Here is a 17,550-nt window from a genome sequence, read left to right as displayed (position 1 = left end):
TTGTCCCCTTTTTTTAGTAGATTAGTTCTAGCTCGATACGCCAAGAATCAGGCGTGATTTGGTGATGGATTATGCCTATGTTGTTTGTGTCTGTATATGCCCGGTATGTGGTTAGTACGGGGTCGAGAATTTCTAGTGATAGTAGGTTGCTTAATGTTTGGTCATCATGGATGTTTTCCCTATGATTCCAAGGCGTAATCGCACATTTTCTAATTAGCTGTTTTGGCTCATATGTTTTAATCCGCTGTTCTAGCAGGTCTTTAAGCGCTTCTGGAGAGTATGCGCAAGTATCGATACTTGTCACGCTTTGCCCATAAGAGATGGCGAGCGTTTGGTTTTCGGCTCGCACGGTCTGTGTGGTATCTGTCATTTTCCCGTCTTGTCCACGCTGGGCTTCATGATTGGTTGCTTCTAGCGTGGTAATAAATGTTGAGGTATCAATTACTGCTTCTGCTTCCATTAACGCTATTTTCACTGCACGGGCGTGTTTTTCAGTAGTCAAATGTGCTTTCGGGCTTGTCTGGCGCTGGGGTAAGATCGTGATTATTCCATCCGCGCTAATAAACCAGTCAAGGTTTGCAGTAGCACAGAGAATGTCTAAATATTCGGTGAGTGAGGCTTCTTTTACCATTGAACCGATAACCAGGTGTGTCCCGTTGCCGGTTTCTGGTGTGATATTTAGCGGGTAGCCTTTAAGTATTTCCTCAAGCGCAAGACTATAATGTGTTTGGGTTAGGCGTGTGGTCTGGTATTTGCGGACGCTAGATAGCTCGTTTACGCGGTCTAGCGCGGTAATCTCAATGCTATAGGTGCCGTTTTTTCTTGTGTCGAGATTGTTTTTGAAATTTTGCCTGTGAAAAGCGTGCGCCTTGTAGCGCTGTCAATAAGTTTTATTGGGGTGCCGTGGATTAGGTTTGATGCGCGCGGGTCTAGCGCGTTGTAGATACGGGCGGTGAGTGTGCCGATTTGTCCTTGGCAGGTAAATCCGTTAAAGGCTACCCCGCGGGTGTATTCAATATCCGTTGCAGGATTGGAAATATTTTTCCACGTATTTAAACTCTTCTTCTCAGATAGAATCCCATACCCGAGCCGGGTTTGCCCAAGAGTGAACCATTCACTTGTGCGGGTTTGGTCTGGCAGGTTGAAAGCTCCAAGGACTGCTTTGCCAAGCACGGCTTGCCCGTATTCAGGGCGCGGGGTGTGTGCAAGTAAGCATACCCGGTTTGTTCCTTGCATAGACCCTGTAGAGTAGAGAAATATTCGTGCGCCACACCGGCTTGAGTAATCCGTCTCGCTTTGGATTTCGACTGTTAAAGGCGCTGCTAAGTCTAGCGTGAAACGGCGGGATGTTCCTGCTAGGGTTTGACCATACCCGAAATTATAAAGCTGGTTTTGTACCCGAATATACGCTTTCCCACTTGAAGCGTATCGTGCTTGGGTAAAGCTGATTTCTATCTCATATTCACGTGCAGGATCAAGGTTTTGTATCTCTAGCGCGATGCGGGTTTGGCTAGAGTATGGGAATAGGAATTGCCCGTCATGGATATCGATTCCAGCGGTATCTGTAGTGAAATCGCTAAGTATTATCGGCTGCCGGTTGCTCCTTATCATGCTATCACCCCTCGCCCGTTTGCTCGCTCATAATCTTTAATTGCCGAGACAATTAGCCGTCCTGTTTCCAGGCTTGGATTTAGCGTCTGGAGATTAATGGTTATCTTCGTTAATTTATTGGGTGGCGTGGATGCTGGATTTAGCCTGGTGTTGAGATTAATCGTGCCGTTTTGGAGAGTCATTCCTGGAATGTCTGCAGTTAGACCTTGGAGTGTCCCGCGCACTTGAGAGAATCTGGATTCTAGACCTTTAATGAATCCTTGCATAACTAGCTGACCGTTTTTGGTGAGCAAGGTGGCGTCTTTTTGGCTGGGCCTTTCCATTCTGGTAGCCAGTCAGTGAGCGCGGAAAGACTATTTTTCACGCTATTCCACATCGATTTGATTCCGTTAAGAAACCCATCAAGGACGCTTTTCCCGGCGTTATATAGCAGCGAGCCGAGTGAGCCGAGTGCTGAAAGAATCCTGCCTGGAAGCCCGGCAATATAGCTAACTACCGTGCTGATTCCGCCCGATACCGCACTTTTGATTGCGGAAAAAGCATTACTGACTGTGGCTTTCGCAATTTGCCATGCCCCGGCGAAATCTCCTTGGATTAGCGCACGGATTGCTTGAAAAATTCCTGAAATGAAATTGAATACTATTTGAATACTTCTCGATATCGTATTCCATACGCTAGATACGATAGACCCTGCAAAATTCCAAGCAGTACCCCACACTGCAGTAACTAGCTGCCAGATGGCGTTAAAGATTCCACCGATTAGCCCGGTGATTGGTGAAAGGATTGTGCTAATCGTGGTGACTGCTATTGACACGATATTGGTGATAAGATTCCAGATTTGACTGAAGATAGTAGATAAGAGTTGCAGTCCTGACCAGATGGCTTGCCAGATAGCGTCAAGGGGTGGCGCAATATTGGTTTTAAACCAGTCTACGACGGCAGAAACCGTGTTTTTGATTGATTCCCACGCACCGTTAACAAAGTTTCTGAATGTTTCAGATTTTTTGTAAAGGATTACTATTGCAGCTACTAGCGCGACTATAGCTGCGATTGCTAGTCCCGTAGGGCTTGCAATCAGCCCGATTGCTTTCCCAAGACTGCCGGCTGCTTTTGCTTTTCCAGCTAAGGCTGCTGCAGCAGCAAAAGCCCGTTGCGCTGCTGCAGCAGTGTTCATTACCGCAGCATACGTTTTATATGCGCCTATTCCGGCACTAATTCCTACTGCTAGCGGAATGATGATATCGCGTGATTGTGCAAGCTTTTTGACAAACTCTCCTACTGCAGGCACCGCGTTTTCTTGAACCCATTTGGTGAAGTCTTGCAGCGCTGGAATGACTTTATTTTTTAGCCGGTTCCAGAACTGTTCCAGGATTGGCAGGATATTTTCTTGTATATAGCCTTTCATTGTTTGCAAGGCAGGGATTAGGGAGGTGTCTACCCATTTTTTGACTCCTTGCAAGGCTGGTTCAAGACGTTCTGAGAGCCATCCTACGATGGATGAGACTGCTGGGATGAGGTATTGTCCTATTGTTGCTGCAGTGTTTTCCAGCTGCGCTTTAAGCACTTCAATTTTGTGTGCAAGGGTATAGTTTTCGCGCCCGAATTTTCCGTGCATATCCGCAGTTTGTTCCATTACGAGTGCGAGTGTTGCAGCATTGGATGCTTCTTGCGAAAGTGCGCCGTTTACTTTCTTATATCCGAGTTCTGCTGCTTTGGCATCAATAGCACTTTGGCGCAGTGAGACTCCGTAGCGTTCGATTGTATCTCTCTCGCCTTTTAAAGCAGAGGATAGGGCGTTTACTGCCTCTGCTGTGCTTCCGCCGAATCCTGCAGCCAAGTCTGCACCAAGCCGGATTAGTTCGTCAGTTTTTCCCGCTAGTTTATCTATCGACACTCCGCCGTTTTTCAGCTGTGTACCGATAATTGATGCAAGCTCATTGTAAGAATTTTTTGAAAGTCCTACGCTTTTTGCTGCAGCACTTGAAAGGGCATGCATAGATTTTGCTGCCTGTTTGAAAACATCATCAATCGTGCCTGCAGACTGCTCCAGCTTTGATGCTGCATTAACTGCTTTTACCCCTACTGCTAAAGCAAGAGCGCTAGCAGCTGCAGTAGCTTTGGCTAGGCTGATGCCAAGCTTTTTCACGGTTCCAGCTAGTTTAGTTAAACCAGAGTTCTTTGCCACATCACTCATTGCGCGTTTGAACGCGCCTGTATTTGCGAGGACTGAAACTACGACTGTTTGTTTCCCTTTAGGCATGTATTTACTTTCTGTTGGCACGGTTCCAGGCTGTAATGATCGCTTCGCGTTCTGCGATAGTGAGCATCCAGTAGTCGATAGGCCTCCATTTGAGAGCTATGCAGAAATCAGCCATTTCGCTTAGCTCGGAGGCTCCTATTTTGACACTTCCGCAAGTAAATCTCGGGTCCGCTTGTTCTGGAATGGTTTTATGCTTGCTGCTTTGTCTAGAATCGCGAATTGATCTAAGAACGAGATGCTGTCAATATCGGCTTTCGTGATTTTTGTATGTCCAAGGCGATTTGCTGCTACAACTACGAATGCGGAGAGTGAGTTCATGTAGTCATCTTCGGAAAGGTCGGAGAAGTCTTTTCCGGACGCGCGTTTATATATCTGTATTTCCAGATTTGTCATCGAGTTAATAAAAGCAGCAAGCTTTTCTTGGTCGATTACCTGTTCAATTTCAATATTTGTTTCTTCCATGTTTAGAGTCCGTTCTTGTCTAGAATATCGCTAATTCCTTGAATTAGCTTGGTATATACTTCGTCTTGTGTGCTTTGAAGTGCTTTCACAAGGTATTCATTAGCTTTTATTGGTAGCGGGCGACGGTTAGCTGGACGGTGGTAGCCTGGAGGAGTGCCATAATGCGTTATTCCGGCGTATGGTACAGCACGGGAACCGGCGCGGACTACGGCTTTTGTTTTTCCACGTCCCGCGCGGATTGTCTTAAGGAGTTTTCTATTTTCTCCGCGCGGAGCGATTGCTTTGGCTTTACGCACGACAATCATTCCAAGCTCGTGCATTAGCTTGCGCATTTCTTGGGCGTCAGCTCCTGCTTTGTCCATTGCTTGTAGAGTGCGTGTTAGTCCGCGTACTTGAAGCCTTACGTCTCCAGCGCGTACTGTAAAGTCTCCGCTGACATGATTAACCATGTTTACATTTCGGAGTTAGTAACTTTTTCTGGCTTTGCGCTAAGTTTGCAACTCACTTCGGAGGTGTATGCGCTATTGCTTGCTTCACCGCCAAATTCTGGTGGGTTCGGGATTGTAAGCAATCCTTTATAATGCGGTTCATCTGCGCTAGCTTGGGCGTTGCCGTGTGGCGCGAGAATGAATTCGCATTCTTTGCCAGTGTTTTCCCAGAACTTTGCGAAAAGCGAGTTTTGTGCGGTAGATTGTATCATTCCAATTGTGAGGATGAATTGGGCTGTGTTCCCTGATTCCATGTCCTCGAATGTGGTGACGTCGGCGTCTTTTTCTTCGTTGGTGATTTTGTAGGAAATTAAGTCTCCTTTGTATTCCACTTCATCAATTTTTAGTGATAGTTTAGTTCCCTTGAGTCGTATGGATCCCATTATTATTTCCTTTCATTTAAGTCGATTTGAGATATTAAAGTGATATTGAATGCTGGATAGATGTTCATTTGTCCGTCTTGGAGGTTATAAAGCTCGCTAATTTCGGTTAGGTCTGCAGCGTAAGATTTAGCTGTAGCATCGCATATAGCGTTTATGGCAGTATCTGCAGCTTTCAAAGCGCTTTGTGCATCATGTGCTTTTAGCACTACTATTGCGCGATAGGTTGCTTCAAAAGCGTTGAAAGTTTGTCCAGCTTTATATGAAGCTGATTCCAGCAAAATCTGATTAGGATAAATCACTTCTGGCTGGTTCGCATCTACTTTCATCCCGATTGACTCTAGTGTGGATGTGATTTGCTGCCGGTCTTTTGTGAAGTGGTTGCTCATGCGAATCCGCCTCCGAGAAATGGTCTTAAAAGCGGGTATGCCATTGTCATCGGATCGCGTGCGAGACGCACTGCTCCGTCTTGTTCTCCAAATGCTGCAAAGATTCCTCCTGGTGATTTTTCGCGGGTTTCTATTTCGCGAGTCACGATTAGTATTGCTTGCGTTAAGAGGGGCTCTGGGACGTTCACAGATTGAGATCCGCAGAAGTTATAGATTAATGCTTGGGCTTCGCGAATGTATTGTTTTGTATTTTCATCCGGTTCACGTCCGGCTAGCTGAGCAAATAGTTTTGCTAGCCGGTTAAGCTCTGATTGGTCGAGATTATCCAAGAGAATTTACCTTTACCGGTACGATTGCTTCAGCAGCTGGGGTTAGATGCGAAGCATATCCGTATACGGAAAATACTTCGGTGAGATTACGGGCTGATTCCTGGGACAGTCGCAAAGGTGCGCCTGGAGATTCAAGTATTTCGATTGCAGCCGATGAGTATCCTGTAAGAATATCTTCTCCAGCAGACTTTGGCAGGCGCTGAACTTTCACACCTGCAATTTGTCCATCGCGCCCAGTGATAGAGAGCGTACCGACTTTGTTGTCTGGTGCTGGGATAAACTGTAGTGCTTTACGTGATTCATTGATTTTTGCGAAAGCTTTGAATAGATTCGTGGAAATCAGTAAGCCCTGGAATGGATAAAGGACAAATTCGTCATAGTAATCTACTAGATCAATGATGATATCGGCGAGAGAATCAGCGTTTAGCCTGTTCAGTGCAATTGAAGATGTAATCTGCGAAGTCTCCGTATTGGTTTTAACGATTTCCTTGAATACTGATACTGTTGCTGCTTCGATTTGGGTGGCATAAGCAATTGCTTGCGCGCGATGCAAAGTTGATAAGTATGCCGCTCCCGCACGGTCTACTACTTGTTTTGAGATTTCAGCAAACCCGCCGTATGTTTCAACATCGGATGAGCCGTTTTTGAAAGTAATCTTTCCTTTTACTAGCTCATCGCCTTCTTTTGCTTGCTTGCCTACGGTTATTGTATTGGCTGCCAGCTTTGGGAATGAGATAGAAGTACCTTCTTTAGGCAGAGTATATGAATGTGTGAAAAGGTTAGTGATTGACTGTTTTGCTACCATGAGATTAATAGTTTTCGCAAGCCATACGGGTTGAGGACTTGAATCAGCAATTACACCTGCGCTAGCTGCAAATTCTTGGTCTTCACGTAATTCAAATTCTCCTGCCACAAATGCTTCGTAAAATTCTCCGGCTGAGCGGAATTTCATTAGCTCAGATACCGCGCTCTCATCTCGGGTATCTCCAATGAGTTTCACACGGCGGTCGATTTCGTCTACTACAGAGCGAAGTTCAGTTACTTCTTCGCTTGTTGCAAGGTTAGTGTTTTCCATTTGGTTTTCCTTTGATCTAACTTTGGTTACTTTTGCGTCCCTGTAGGCTGGGAAACTTACAAGGGAAACTTCAAGAAGTTCGGCTTTATGACGGGTAATTGCAATTCCATCTGCGTCTTTTGTGATTTCATCGGTAAGTTCGTCAGGTATAAATCCGATTGATACGGCTGTAAGTGCGCCGTCGCGCAGCAGCGTGTATGCGTCGTTACCTGCTGTTGTTTGCGAGATTTGCCCCACTATGTAGGCTCCATCTTCCCGTTCTTCTAGGGAAATAATTACGCCGATCGTTATTTCATGTTCAAGACGAAGCTTGATTCCCTGGCTTGATGCTTGTAGGGCTCCTGACACGAAGCGTTCTTTAACACTTGGAGTTAGTTCTTGCCAAGTGTTGTAGGGAACAGCTCGCGCTTCAAAACTGCGTGCTTGTTCGTCTAACGTTAGTGAGTCTAGGTTGGTTGAGCGGATTTCAAGCTGTTGCATTATTCGGTTCGCTTTCTGTGGTAATCTTGGCTGCGGGGAGTCCCTCTATCGCACGTACTTCATCGACTGAGAGGAATCCTGCGTTCAGTCCGATTTGATGCGCTTCGTAGCGGGTTTTTGTATCGGAGCGAAGCAATCCGTCAACGTTGAAGCGCACGTGTTGCCCGCGTGGTGCAAGCCATGTAAGAGCGTCTTCTATTTCTGCCAAGTAGCACATTATTGTCTGTCGGAGAAATTGTTGATTTTCGGTTTCCACATTCGAGTAGGTATCGGATGAGCCGTCTACTGATGCAAGCAGCATCTTTGCCGGGATTCCAAACATACGGGCGATACGGGTAACAGAATTCTTTTGCGCATCGATGAATTGCAGCTCCGCGGGTGTAAATATCAGACGCTTGTATTGGAGTCCTTTGCCCATTACTGCGATGCCTTGATTATATTGGAGCGTTTGGTTTGCTTGGGCTTTGTACTTGTTAGCTTGCTCTTTGGATAAGTCTTGGTCAGTAGTCAGGATTCCGGGTGGAGCTCCGGCAGTGGATGTCCACTGCGCTGCGTATCGGTCAGTTTCAACAGCCCCTTGAATTGCTGGCGCACATGCTTGAATTGGACCGACTCCCATTACTTCGCCTGGCATGTGTGTTAATCTTAAGTGGCACAAATCGGTTGGTTTGATTTCTTTGCCGTCGATTGAGTAGTGGCGTCGTCCTTTTTCATCATCCCACGCCCATACTCGCAGCGGGTTTAATACTTCTAAGTCAAGAATCTCGTACCCTTGTCGGATGATTTTCCAGAAAGCATTCCCTCTTTGCGCCAAGCTGGACACTGTTTCAGCTGTGAATTGCCCGAAAGATAGAAGCCTGGTTGATGGCAGATTCAAGAATGACGGGCGCATTGAAGGGGAAGTTTGAGTCCTCCGCGCCAAACGTCAATCGATAGCTGTCGTGTTTGCGTCTCTAGGATAGAAATTGCGCGGTAAACGGCATCGAGTGAGCGTGGGTCACGTGGCGCAGAGACTCTAGGAGGAATCAAGGGAGCATTAGTCAAAGGCGCGACGTCTTCCATAGTGACCGTATGGTTTTCACTCGCTTCTGAGCGGGTGATAATTCCAAGACGTTGCGCTGCATTAATGATTCCCATGCGAGAATCATCGTCTTTATTTTTCTCACTGTCTAGCAGTTTTACACGTATTGTTGCATTTTATCACGCTACGTGCATATACCGTCTAGTATAGTTGGAATATTTCTGCGCCTAGTGTGCGTACTGCTGTGTCCTGAGCAATGGCTAGTGCTCTGAGTGCGTCGATTGCTCCGCTTGATTTGCGCGGGTCGAGGATGCTAACTTTCCCAGATTCTTTTAGTTCTGCATTGCAAATTTGTTCCGCGAAGATTTTGTTTCCATCGTGTTCGAGCGCGCCGGTGCGAATCCTATCAAGCAAGCTTTGGCAGGCGGTAGCGTAGTCTGGATAAGAGATTGCCTGGGTCGGGATTGTGCGGGCTTTCAGTTCTTGGAGCATGGTGCGGTTAGGTCCTGCGTCATCAGCCACAATTCGCCGGTATCCTTGCTGTGAAAGATTTGAGAGCATCTCTGGAAGCCATGATGTTCCTGACGCGGAGGCTACTAGCGCCGTTGCCGGGTCCCCAGCTTCATTATCTTGGAGCCAGGATGCAACGATTGATGCGGAAGAACCATCTGCTGCGATGTCCCAACAGATGATGATGTCTTCACCGCGTGCTGGTCGGTAGCGTTCAGCTTCGGTTGGCTCATAATTCCAGCGGAGGGAGTCCCAGCGCGCAAGGTCGATAATAGTCTCAGCTGTCTGAGTAGCCAGGTTTAAATAAGATCGTCGCCAATCCCCTATCGGCATATCCCGTCCAAGATCTCTAATCCTGCGCGCGCTTTGTGTATACCCAATTGCCGGATGAAAGCTAAGTGTGTCATCACTATAAGGGTCAGATTCGGCAAGCTTCTCGTTTGCTGACCACTCGAAATAGAAGCGGTGCGATTCGGGGTCTTTAGTTGCTGCACGTCCTAGCTCGATACAACGGTTAAGATATTCACTGTTCGCGGTTCCCATAGTTGAAGCTCTCATAAGCTGGGTAAATTTAGCGGTGAGGAATGTTGGTTTAGCCGCGGTTTCAAGAGCTGTACCCTCTAGGAGAGTAAACGCCCAAGTTTCATCCAGGGTAATGAAATTATTTCTATCTCCGTGGAGCGCATCGTTTGTTGGAGCGAAAGGCGCGATACTCGATAGTTGCGGGAGGTAGATTGCTGCTTCAGAGCCTTTAGAACGCGCTATTTTCCAGTCATGAGCACGAGAGCCTTGATACAGCTTCAAATGTTTCACTAGATTATTCCATCGTTTGCCTGCGTCTTTACCGGTTTGCGCGGTCATCCATGATTGCCACTCGCTAAACATTAGCGCGCCCGCTAGGTGTGCAGCCTCGATTAAATCGGATTTTCCGGACTGGCGTGGTACCGAGATATCTCCCTCGGTGTACCATAGTTCTCCAGGGTGCTCAGGGTTTAGCTCCCAGGCAACATTGATGACGTATTTTTGCCAGGGCATAAGCTCATACCCGCGAATAATCTTCGCGATTTCAGCAACTATCGGTCCTAAAGTCGGACGGGATTTGTTGCGGTGGGTGAAATACTTCGGACGGGCTTTAATAGTCTGGGGCATCGTCACTCCCCGCTAGAATTTCCGGTACCATGCCCGCGATAATTGCCTGCAGAGTATCGTATGCGTCTCCCGAGTCTTGCCTGCGCGGTTCTGGCATTTGGCTTATCCCGTCAATCAGCATTTTATTTAGCTGTGCGGTAGCGACTGTGACTTTACCGCATCTCATGCCGTCATCCACAGCCTGCGCGGTAGATTTAAGTGATTCACCCAGTGCACGCCACTTCCCTACAAGCTGCCCAGATTCTTCTAGCTCAGCTAATAAAACATTCAAAGCAGATAGATTAGGACCGTCCTCATCTTTCGGACGGTCTACAACAAACAAAGCAGGCTGCGCCATTGAAAATTCCTAATTTTTTCTGAGAAGTGTGTACTTTTCGGTGCGTATTGCGCCGTTTTTAGCTGTTTTACCCGTTTTATATTCGTTTCAGGGAGGGATAAAAGCTATCAGGCGGGGCTTCCTGTGGTAGGGATCGGAAAAAGAGCTATCGATATGTGTCAGTCTTGATTTGCTTGTTAAGCGATTACCCGAGCTAATGTTACAGCGTAGATGTTCGGGGCGGAGATTAGAAACATTATCACTTCCACCTCTTGAGCGCGGGAGTTGATGCCCAATACTGCCTGAGCGTGGATGTGGGTAGCGCAAATTAATGTTGATTGGCTGCCCACACTTAGCGCACCTAGTTCCATATACCGAATAGAGTAGTAGCATAGTATCTCTTACAGCCCGCCCGCTGATAGTCATTTCTCTAGCTCCAATTCCATTACTAAATCTTCGACTTGTTGTAAAAGCTCTTCTATCTGCTTCACGCTGCGTGTACCTGCAGCCTCTTGCGGAGTGTACTTAAAGAGCGTATGTATTACACGCAAGACATTACGAATCTGAGTATGCCGGATACGAATCTGAGTACCTGAAAGAGTCACCGGTCTATTAGCTTTCATCTGCGCCGCACGACGTAGAAACAACTGCTGCTCATTTATAGCACTCATTATCAACACCCTTTCCGCAATTTACTCATAGCCTGTTTCAATAAAATCAATCCCTGAGCATTAATAGTCTGCTGCCGCTTCTTATAACTTGGATCAGTCCTCATCTTTTCTCGATGCTCATGCCAGGATTGCTCTTGCGCACGCTCAGCTGCGGTTAGAATTAAAGCCCTTTCACGGATGGAATCCTTTGAGGATTCCTCCGTAGGAGAGAGAAAGCTAGTAGACACTTCCGCATGTTTTGACCTGCGTTTTTGCGTCTTTTTTCAAAAACACCGTACGACCCTCAAACGCCTTAAGCCGCTCAGCAGTAGCAGCCCTACGCTCTACACGCTTTTCCTCAATACTGACTCGCGCGAGCTTTATAAGCTCCACCAGAGCAGTCTTAGAGACTTCGATAAAGCTTGGGAAAGGCTTACCATCAACAATCCCCCTCGCACCCAGCGGATAATCCCAAGCTCTTCCAGTCGCGAGAGTGAATGACGTACCCATCTCTCGCAAAGCCCAGTCACGTCAGCAAGCTGTACAGCCGTTACAAGCGCGCGAGCTGAATAATCTTCTACTAGGTCTGAAAGCCCGCGCAGTGTTAGACGAACTCCTGGAATCTCCTCAATAAGACTTCCCCAACCTGCGCGTGAAAGTGAGCGCAAAAGTGAGGGAAGTGGAGCCCGCGCAGTCAAACATCTACTCATGAACTTACCGCCATAATCACCAGCCAAGCCTGCATCAGCTCAAAGACAAACCAAGCGATACCGGCAAGCACAACACCAGCAATAACGCACGCTAAAATACATAAAATTAACACGATCAAGAACACGATAAAGCTACGAGTCACTACGCTTACTCTCCTTAAGCTCACGCTCTTTAACCCTCTGTCCAAGCAGGAAAGCAGTAGCGAAAATAAAGAAACTGGTAACGAGTGAAATCTCTCCTGGCGCAGCCTTAAATAGGAAGCCAACTACTACCCCTCCAACAAAGACAAAAACAGCGAAAACGCCGAGTGCGATAAGGTCATATATGAAATTAAGCTCATTCTTCGGAACCATTCGATACCTCCAAGACCGATTGATTTGATAGATTTCTTGTATGAATTTGAATAATTGGATTGAAAAGACAACGGATATTACTTCTACTGTGATCGATGGAGTAAACAGCTACCGTGAGCGCCGCAAAGAGCGCAAAGCACAAAAAGCAGCAGAGCGCAAAGCAGCCTACGAAGATAAACTCGCTTCGGCCGCCTGGATAGATGATAACGATGACGCAGAGACTATCTGGCTCTGGGGCGTATCTGACCACCAGTGGAATCTTGAAAAGGTCTACAAGATGCACGGCGGAGACCTGAATAAAGACTGGGATGCCGTAGACGTAGATTGCTTCCTCACTTTTTCTCGAAACAAGAAAGCTAATACGACGCTTCATCTTGAGATTTGGGTTGAATACGACGGTATCAAGCTTGGAGCTGTTCCAGATACAATGTTTGAGGAAGTCTGGAATCGCTGGCAGGAAACAGGCAGTAAAAAGCAGCGGGTTGCCACCAGAGCGCGAATCTACAACAGGCTTACAGATTCCAAACACCCGAGATTTGGAATCAAAGCTACCCTCTAGTCTCATAACTGTTCTTTATGCACTTTCATTGAAAAGTTAAATGATGGGACTTGCACGCCAATATCAGCAAGGCGTGCAAGCTCATCAACACGCCAAGGACGCGCGCCACACATCCTTGCATAAAACGTCGACGGCTTTATCCCTAGTTGTCTAGCTAATTTGCTAGAAGATATGCCGGTGTTGCGCACAAACTGCTTCACAGCAAAATTAACTTTTAATACATAAATATCCATACATTGAATTTTGTTACGTTTCGTTAAAATATTCTACTATTTACACACGTCGGCGTGTTGCAATTTAATGAAAATGAAAATATGTAGTAAATCTTTTTCACGTTACGTAAAAATCTGCTATTATAGAAAACATGAATTTAGCAATTAAAGAATTATTCGACAGCGGTTACGAATACGCGCAAATTGTCGCTGAAAACATTCGCGTAGAGGCTGCGCGTCGTTCGATGAATCAGAGCGACATTGCAAGAAAACTAGGTCTCAAACCAGCAACAATATCGTTACGCTGGAATGGTCGGAGGTCATGGCCTATCGAAGATATTGGCAGGATTGCAGACGTATTTGGAATTGAACCTTGGCAACTAAGCGTGCCGTCAAATTACAATCCAGATACAAGGAACGGCACCCAGCCGAAGCCGAGTGCCGTTCCCGATTCTGTACACCGCCTGGGACTCGAACCCAGAACCCTCTGATTAAGAGTCAGATGCTCTGCCAGTTGAGCTAGCGGTGCGCAACAAAAAGATACTTTAATAAACAGAACAAACTTTCGCAAATTCCCAACCCAAAATGAAACGTGATTTCAAACACGTAGATACTTGTTGTGGGATACAATTCAGCAATCATCCAGACGAGCAGATACAGAAAACCGCCAAAGCAGCCGTGCGAAAGTAAAACCAAACAAGACACTATTGCACGAGAAACGAGAAACGAGAAATACACTAACACCTTTACGTTAAACCAAAAGTCATCACGTAAAACCAAAAAAATTGCACATATTCAAAAATCTGGAAAATATTAACGTGCGTTAATCGCATAAACACAAAAATAAGCACTGTAGAATAAAATCAAATTACCTTTTCACAAGGCATTAAGTCAGCTTTCAATCGACAGGATCTTAATTCAAATATTGAGATGCCATGAACATAAAACAGGTAGGTGCATAGGCAACGTGACCACTCCAATCGTTACTCTCGCAACAAGTTCACAGTTCCCTAACCTCGACAAGGATGAGGAAAATCTCCCAGACGCGCTGCGTGAACGCGGCATCGAACCACGCATTGCCATATGGGACGACCCGTCGGTAAATTGGAACGATGCGGGCACGGTAGTGGTTCGCTCTGTGCGCGATTACGCCCGCGACCGAAACAAGTTTGTACAGTGGGCACGTTCCGTACCGCGCATCCTCAACTCTGCCGACACAATGGCGTGGAATACCGACAAGCACTACCTGCAAGCACTGCAAAAACACGGCCTACCAACCATCCCCACACTTTGGCTCGAACCCGAACAGAATCTTTCAAAGCAACAAATTCACTCACGTTTCCCAGCCTCTGGCGACTTCGTAGTAAAACCAGCAATTTCGTCTGGCGGACGCGGAACAGGCCGATACACGGCAACCGATCCGCGTTCCCGCGGCGAAGCGATTAACCACGCAATGCACGAGCTCCGCCACGGCCGCACAGTAATGATTCAGCGTTATCTCGACGTAATCGACCGCCAAGGTGAAACTTCCTTAATTTACCTTAACGGTTTAGCTTCCTATCAGGTTGAAAAAGAGCCAATGCTCCACCCGCGCTTCCGCACTGTTGAAGAGACAAATGTGGTTGATGAAATTACACATATCGGAAATGCTTCCGAGGAAACATGGCGCTGGGGTGAAAAGATCCGTTCCGCACTTCACTCTTACATCAAAGAAATTTCCGGACACGATGAACTGCTCCTCTTCAATCGAGTTGACATTGTTCGCGGGGACACAGATTCAGAGTCAGATTTCTACGTAATGGAAATATCACTCATCGACTCTTCGCTATACCTTTCTGCTAACGAAGAACATTTGAACCGTTTTGCTGACGCGATTCAAACCCGCGTCTTTTGGTGACGACTTTCACCCGTACCTCCCGTCTTGCTAATTAGGCGGGACGGCATCGCATTTGATATAGTTTCTATTCGTTGCTGGAGAGAATTTCTGCAGCAAACGTGGTGGCTATAGCTCAGTTGGCAGAGCACCTGGTTGTGGTCCAGGGGGTCGCGGGTTCAAGTCCCGTTAGCCACCCCCATTTTTGCAATGACTTGTTTACAATATTCATCATTGTCAGATAATCCTTAATACCTGAAAGAATCGCGGCCATTTTCTGGTTGCGATTCTTTTACACTTACACATTTCTCCGCATCTTCGTTTGTTTGCGCGGGACTGACGGGACAGCAAGTATGCGGCGGATGCACAGCTAGTACACGGCGAGTATGCGGCAACCATTGTTTTGTGAAGAATATTTTACTCGGCATGATTTCGTTCTGGTTTCATCCCGGTTGTATTCAATATCTGCTCAGGATTTGATTGGCTAGGTTTAGCCGAGCGCGGCAGGCAGGCACGTGTTTCTCAGTCCGCAAAACCGGCGGATGTTTCTTGATTTGCGAAGCAGGTAGATACTTCTGAAGAATCAAAACAGGTTTTCTGATTCGCTATTGTGCTCCTGCGTCACTGCGCCGCTCACCACTGCGCCGCTTCAGCAACCATCCATTACCGTCGAAATCATGGAAAATAGTGTCAAATTCATTCAACATGCCGGCGAAACCCCATACATATTTTGGCAGGAACTGATTTCACTGCAACCGACAGAGCTAACAGGTGATGGAAACTTCTATATCAAAATCATCAGCTTCATGGGCACCCTTCCCGAGCAGTATGTTGCTCTGACAAAGAAAGCTACACAAAGCGTTCAATAGACTGGTCAGGTAGTTTTCCAATGACTTCTGTAAGGAAGATGGAAGTATTGATTGGAAGAAACTGGTAGAGTTTAATTCGGGAGACTGAGCGGAAGTACGAGATGGGATTGTTTGGATTTAGAAAAAGAAAGAGAAAGAATTAAGCTGGGACGAAAAGTACGCATGGGATGGAAGTGATTCCATGACTTGTCCTCGCTGTGGACAACCTATGACCAAACGCTACAGTTACAGTGATTAGTGGTGCAACGATTGTCATGCCGGACTCGATGATGATGACGATGATTCTGATGAAAGTGAATCAATCAGCGTATATGATGCTGCTTTGATTTGGGCATCTAACAGCAAGGATGAGGACTATATGTTTGGGCATACCGAAGAGGAACTGTAGGATGCATTATGAGTAATCTTGGGGGATATCAGCTTCTAACAACATTTGCAAAAAGGTTGGCGGCCCGGGCAAGTTGGTTCCAGCAATTGCTGGTGGAGGCTATGTAATATTACGTGCAGTCGAAGCCGGCGGAAAAATCATTTACAAGAAAGTCAAAAAGGTCAGAGCCGACAATAAGGCTAAGATTAAGGGATATACAGTTGTAAACGATGGAACGGACGAACAAGGTCTTGTTTTTAAAACAGGTGATAAGATTCGTGTTCTTGAGTCTGCCGACGATGCTATTCTTATTGAGAAGGTCGGAGATAAAAACAATCCTTATTTTGTTTCAGTTGATTTCTTGAAAACTATCATCGCTTACGGCGAGTGATTTTTGGATAACATCTATAGGGGGGGAAGTATGACCAGAGTATTGTCAGTACTTCGAAGATTTTTCCTTGGCGGGTTTGTTTCTCTTTTGTTAAGCTTGTTCTTATTTGGAATTGGCGGCAAAACCATGCTTGATTTAGCAATGGCGCACAATAGTATGGCTGGTATCTTCAGCATCTTTTTCCTTGTTTCGCCAATCTTATATCTGATTCTTGTACTGATTTCGGTAGCGCACATCAGGAAAAACGGCCAGTTCGCCGCGGTTCATCAGGCGCAATCACCTGTTACATCTTTTTTCGATGCTTAGGAAGCGACTTGGCCTCACCGTTCAAATGTATCGGTAATTTCTTTGCCGCATTGTTTAATAAGAATGCGATGGGTAGGGGAATTATGATACGGCGATTTATCGGAATGGTGATACTGTTTCTTCTATGTATGGCAGGTATGGGATCTCTTCTGCCATAAGTGCAATAGTGAGCAAACCAAAGGCTCTCAACCGTAAAAAATTGAGGGCTTTTGTTTTGCCCATCAAACAGGATCGGTCGCGCAGCGATCCGTGAAAACCTCATCTGACTCAGCTTAGGCTGCCGCCCTGGCTGAGTCAGATGAGGAAGCCGTTGAGACTTCGCTCGCCGCTCATTTGCGGATGGCAGCGAAACGATCAGCGGCTATTTTGGTGGGAACGTCCTGCGAACGGTTCCGCAAAACCGGAAGAACTGAAAAAGCCGTCGGGCAAACGGGAGATTCAAGAATGCCGGAGCAAGGGGTCAAGGGGAACGCGGTTCCCCTTGGCGGAGTTAATATGACGATTTCTGCAAAGCACAGCATGAGCGAAACCATAAAACCGGACACACTAGCTGCGGCCAATCAACGAAAGATCTCTGGGAAGACAAGAATACCTGTCCGGAAGAATCGCTTATCCAAATCGGGACGATGGAGAAGTCAGTCTCTCCCGCTGTTCTTGCAGAGATCGCGGCAGAGTTCTTCGAGGAATTTGACCGCAGCTTCGGAAAGCACATCCATCGAAATGCTCCGGGTTTTCTTCCTAGGTGTTTACCCTGCTTCTTCTTATTATTGACAGCTGGTGTTGCTGCCA

At 46.6% G+C, this 17,550-nt stretch carries 24 protein-coding genes and 2 tRNA genes; 6 read left to right on the top strand and 20 right to left on the bottom strand.

The window, feature by feature from the left end:
• Positions 1 to 13: 13 nt before the first annotated feature.
• The 18 genes from RQN30_RS10725 to RQN30_RS10640 form a co-directional block, all read right to left on the bottom strand.
• On the bottom strand, positions 14 to 631 hold the full coding sequence (locus RQN30_RS10725) for a hypothetical protein (RefSeq protein ID WP_353060471.1): 618 nt from the start codon (positions 629 to 631) through the stop codon (positions 14 to 16).
• Positions 632 to 783: 152 nt separating this feature from the next.
• Entirely contained in the window at positions 784 to 1,611 is an 828-nt protein-coding gene (locus RQN30_RS10720) for a hypothetical protein (RefSeq protein ID WP_353060470.1), read from the bottom strand.
• Positions 1,608 to 1,835, bottom strand: a complete 228-nt coding sequence (locus RQN30_RS10715; RefSeq protein WP_353060469.1) for a hypothetical protein — start codon at positions 1,833 to 1,835, stop codon at positions 1,608 to 1,610. Before RQN30_RS10715 ends, RQN30_RS10720 begins: the two co-directional genes overlap by 4 nt.
• Before the next feature lie 44 nt (positions 1,836 to 1,879).
• On the bottom strand, positions 1,880 to 3,871 hold the full coding sequence (locus tag RQN30_RS10710; RefSeq protein WP_353060468.1) for a phage tail protein: 1,992 nt from the start codon (positions 3,869 to 3,871) through the stop codon (positions 1,880 to 1,882).
• Positions 3,872 to 4,006: 135 nt separating this feature from the next.
• On the bottom strand, positions 4,007 to 4,333 hold the full coding sequence (locus RQN30_RS10705; RefSeq protein ID WP_353060467.1) for a hypothetical protein: 327 nt from the start codon (positions 4,331 to 4,333) through the stop codon (positions 4,007 to 4,009).
• A gap of 2 nt (positions 4,334 to 4,335) precedes the next feature.
• Positions 4,336 to 4,782 carry a phage virion morphogenesis protein gene (locus RQN30_RS10700; protein ID WP_353060466.1) on the bottom strand — a complete coding sequence of 149 codons (447 nt, stop codon included), beginning with the start codon at positions 4,780 to 4,782 and terminating at the stop codon, positions 4,336 to 4,338.
• A gap of 2 nt (positions 4,783 to 4,784) precedes the next feature.
• On the bottom strand, positions 4,785 to 5,204 hold the full coding sequence (locus RQN30_RS10695) for a hypothetical protein (protein WP_353060465.1): 420 nt from the start codon (positions 5,202 to 5,204) through the stop codon (positions 4,785 to 4,787).
• A gap of 2 nt (positions 5,205 to 5,206) precedes the next feature.
• Complete coding sequence (locus tag RQN30_RS10690; protein WP_353060464.1) at positions 5,207 to 5,590, bottom strand: hypothetical protein; 384 nt, start codon at positions 5,588 to 5,590, stop codon at positions 5,207 to 5,209.
• Positions 5,587 to 5,919 (bottom strand): hypothetical protein, encoded by a 333-nt coding sequence (locus RQN30_RS10685; RefSeq protein ID WP_353060463.1) that lies wholly within the window; start codon positions 5,917 to 5,919, stop codon positions 5,587 to 5,589. The genes RQN30_RS10690 and RQN30_RS10685 overlap by 4 nt, the downstream gene beginning before the upstream one ends.
• Positions 5,912 to 7,474 (bottom strand): HK97 family phage prohead protease, encoded by a 1,563-nt coding sequence (locus RQN30_RS10680; RefSeq protein ID WP_353060462.1) that lies wholly within the window; start codon positions 7,472 to 7,474, stop codon positions 5,912 to 5,914. The genes RQN30_RS10685 and RQN30_RS10680 overlap by 8 nt, the downstream gene beginning before the upstream one ends.
• Entirely contained in the window at positions 7,461 to 8,396 is a 936-nt protein-coding gene (locus tag RQN30_RS10675; RefSeq protein WP_353060461.1) for a phage portal protein, read from the bottom strand. The genes RQN30_RS10680 and RQN30_RS10675 overlap by 14 nt, the downstream gene beginning before the upstream one ends.
• A gap of 300 nt (positions 8,397 to 8,696) precedes the next feature.
• Positions 8,697 to 10,154 carry a hypothetical protein gene (locus RQN30_RS10670; protein ID WP_353060460.1) on the bottom strand — a complete coding sequence of 486 codons (1,458 nt, stop codon included), beginning with the start codon at positions 10,152 to 10,154 and terminating at the stop codon, positions 8,697 to 8,699.
• Positions 10,138 to 10,491, bottom strand: coding sequence for a hypothetical protein (locus RQN30_RS10665; RefSeq protein ID WP_353060459.1), 354 nt, complete (start codon positions 10,489 to 10,491; stop codon positions 10,138 to 10,140). Before RQN30_RS10665 ends, RQN30_RS10670 begins: the two co-directional genes overlap by 17 nt.
• 87 nt (positions 10,492 to 10,578) lie before the next feature.
• Positions 10,579 to 10,863 carry an HNH endonuclease gene (locus tag RQN30_RS10660; protein ID WP_353061842.1) on the bottom strand — a complete coding sequence of 95 codons (285 nt, stop codon included), beginning with the start codon at positions 10,861 to 10,863 and terminating at the stop codon, positions 10,579 to 10,581.
• A gap of 29 nt (positions 10,864 to 10,892) precedes the next feature.
• Positions 10,893 to 11,117, bottom strand: coding sequence for a hypothetical protein (locus RQN30_RS10655; protein ID WP_353060458.1), 225 nt, complete (start codon positions 11,115 to 11,117; stop codon positions 10,893 to 10,895).
• Between the two features lie 383 nt (positions 11,118 to 11,500).
• Positions 11,501 to 11,830, bottom strand: coding sequence for a hypothetical protein (locus RQN30_RS10650; RefSeq protein WP_353060457.1), 330 nt, complete (start codon positions 11,828 to 11,830; stop codon positions 11,501 to 11,503).
• The gene (locus RQN30_RS10645; protein ID WP_353060456.1) at positions 11,827 to 11,973 is read right to left on the bottom strand and encodes a hypothetical protein; all 147 of its coding nucleotides are present in this window, start codon (positions 11,971 to 11,973) and stop codon (positions 11,827 to 11,829) included. Before RQN30_RS10645 ends, RQN30_RS10650 begins: the two co-directional genes overlap by 4 nt.
• Complete coding sequence (locus RQN30_RS10640; RefSeq protein ID WP_353060455.1) at positions 11,963 to 12,184, bottom strand: hypothetical protein; 222 nt, start codon at positions 12,182 to 12,184, stop codon at positions 11,963 to 11,965. Before RQN30_RS10640 ends, RQN30_RS10645 begins: the two co-directional genes overlap by 11 nt.
• Positions 12,185 to 12,224: 40 nt before the next feature.
• On the opposite strand from RQN30_RS10640, the gene RQN30_RS10635 reads away from it, so the two are divergent.
• Positions 12,225 to 12,743, top strand: coding sequence for a hypothetical protein (locus tag RQN30_RS10635; protein ID WP_353060454.1), 519 nt, complete (start codon positions 12,225 to 12,227; stop codon positions 12,741 to 12,743).
• Between the two features lie 2 nt (positions 12,744 to 12,745).
• On the opposite strand, the gene RQN30_RS10630 is transcribed toward RQN30_RS10635, so the two are convergent.
• Complete coding sequence (locus RQN30_RS10630; RefSeq protein WP_353060453.1) at positions 12,746 to 12,976, bottom strand: helix-turn-helix domain-containing protein; 231 nt, start codon at positions 12,974 to 12,976, stop codon at positions 12,746 to 12,748.
• Between the two features lie 131 nt (positions 12,977 to 13,107).
• Here RQN30_RS10630 and RQN30_RS10625 point away from each other — a divergent pair, with 131 nt between their 5' ends.
• Positions 13,108 to 13,446, top strand: coding sequence for a helix-turn-helix domain-containing protein (locus RQN30_RS10625; RefSeq protein WP_353060452.1), 339 nt, complete (start codon positions 13,108 to 13,110; stop codon positions 13,444 to 13,446).
• Here the strand turns inward: RQN30_RS10625 and RQN30_RS10620 are convergent.
• Positions 13,412 to 13,484: transfer RNA gene (locus RQN30_RS10620), tRNA-Lys, on the bottom strand. The genes RQN30_RS10625 and RQN30_RS10620 overlap by 35 nt on opposite strands.
• A 438-nt stretch (positions 13,485 to 13,922) precedes the next feature.
• Between RQN30_RS10620 and RQN30_RS10615 the strand changes: the two genes are divergently transcribed.
• The 4 genes from RQN30_RS10615 (at position 13,923) to RQN30_RS10600 (ending at position 16,761) form a co-directional block, all read left to right on the top strand.
• The gene (locus RQN30_RS10615; protein WP_353060451.1) at positions 13,923 to 14,852 is read left to right on the top strand and encodes an ATP-grasp domain-containing protein; all 930 of its coding nucleotides are present in this window, start codon (positions 13,923 to 13,925) and stop codon (positions 14,850 to 14,852) included.
• Between the two features lie 100 nt (positions 14,853 to 14,952).
• Positions 14,953 to 15,030: transfer RNA gene (locus tag RQN30_RS10610), tRNA-His, on the top strand.
• A 1,128-nt stretch (positions 15,031 to 16,158) separates the two neighbouring features.
• The gene (locus RQN30_RS10605) at positions 16,159 to 16,455 is read left to right on the top strand and encodes a hypothetical protein (RefSeq protein ID WP_353060450.1); all 297 of its coding nucleotides are present in this window, start codon (positions 16,159 to 16,161) and stop codon (positions 16,453 to 16,455) included.
• A gap of 3 nt (positions 16,456 to 16,458) precedes the next feature.
• Positions 16,459 to 16,761, top strand: coding sequence for a hypothetical protein (locus RQN30_RS10600; protein WP_353060449.1), 303 nt, complete (start codon positions 16,459 to 16,461; stop codon positions 16,759 to 16,761).
• Positions 16,762 to 17,550 lie beyond the last annotated feature (789 nt).

Source organism: Arcanobacterium hippocoleae (assembly GCF_040360365.1).
Taxonomy (GTDB): Bacteria; Actinomycetota; Actinomycetes; order Actinomycetales; family Actinomycetaceae; genus Arcanobacterium_A; species Arcanobacterium_A hippocoleae_A.
The sequence above is the reverse complement of the archived record's forward strand: the minus strand, read 5'-3'. Positions and strand labels throughout refer to the sequence as shown.

Excerpts from the sequence above, each read along its gene's own strand:
- RQN30_RS10725 (WP_353060471.1), bottom strand. The coding sequence starts at position 631 with ATGGTAAAAGAAGCCTCACTCACCGAATATTTAGACATTCTCTGTGCT.
- RQN30_RS10720 (WP_353060470.1), bottom strand. The coding sequence starts at position 1,611 with ATGATAAGGAGCAACCGGCAGCCGATAATACTTAGCGATTTCACTACA.
- RQN30_RS10710 (WP_353060468.1), bottom strand. The coding sequence starts at position 3,871 with ATGCCTAAAGGGAAACAAACAGTCGTAGTTTCAGTCCTCGCAAATACA.
- RQN30_RS10705 (WP_353060467.1), bottom strand. The coding sequence starts at position 4,333 with ATGGAAGAAACAAATATTGAAATTGAACAGGTAATCGACCAAGAAAAG.
- RQN30_RS10700 (WP_353060466.1), bottom strand. The coding sequence starts at position 4,782 with ATGGTTAATCATGTCAGCGGAGACTTTACAGTACGCGCTGGAGACGTA.
- RQN30_RS10695 (WP_353060465.1), bottom strand. The coding sequence starts at position 5,204 with ATGGGATCCATACGACTCAAGGGAACTAAACTATCACTAAAAATTGAT.
- RQN30_RS10690 (WP_353060464.1), bottom strand. The coding sequence starts at position 5,590 with ATGAGCAACCACTTCACAAAAGACCGGCAGCAAATCACATCCACACTA.
- RQN30_RS10680 (WP_353060462.1), bottom strand. The coding sequence starts at position 7,474 with ATGCAACAGCTTGAAATCCGCTCAACCAACCTAGACTCACTAACGTTA.
- RQN30_RS10670 (WP_353060460.1), bottom strand. The coding sequence starts at position 10,154 with ATGCCCCAGACTATTAAAGCCCGTCCGAAGTATTTCACCCACCGCAAC.
- RQN30_RS10665 (WP_353060459.1), bottom strand. The coding sequence starts at position 10,491 with ATGGCGCAGCCTGCTTTGTTTGTTGTAGACCGTCCGAAAGATGAGGAC.
- RQN30_RS10660 (WP_353061842.1), bottom strand. The coding sequence starts at position 10,863 with ATGCTACTACTCTATTCGGTATATGGAACTAGGTGCGCTAAGTGTGGG.
- RQN30_RS10650 (WP_353060457.1), bottom strand. The coding sequence starts at position 11,830 with ATGAGTAGATGTTTGACTGCGCGGGCTCCACTTCCCTCACTTTTGCGC.
- RQN30_RS10640 (WP_353060455.1), bottom strand. The coding sequence starts at position 12,184 with ATGGTTCCGAAGAATGAGCTTAATTTCATATATGACCTTATCGCACTC.
- RQN30_RS10635 (WP_353060454.1), top strand. The coding sequence starts at position 12,225 with ATGAATTTGAATAATTGGATTGAAAAGACAACGGATATTACTTCTACT.
- RQN30_RS10630 (WP_353060453.1), bottom strand. The coding sequence starts at position 12,976 with ATGGATATTTATGTATTAAAAGTTAATTTTGCTGTGAAGCAGTTTGTG.
- RQN30_RS10625 (WP_353060452.1), top strand. The coding sequence starts at position 13,108 with ATGAATTTAGCAATTAAAGAATTATTCGACAGCGGTTACGAATACGCG.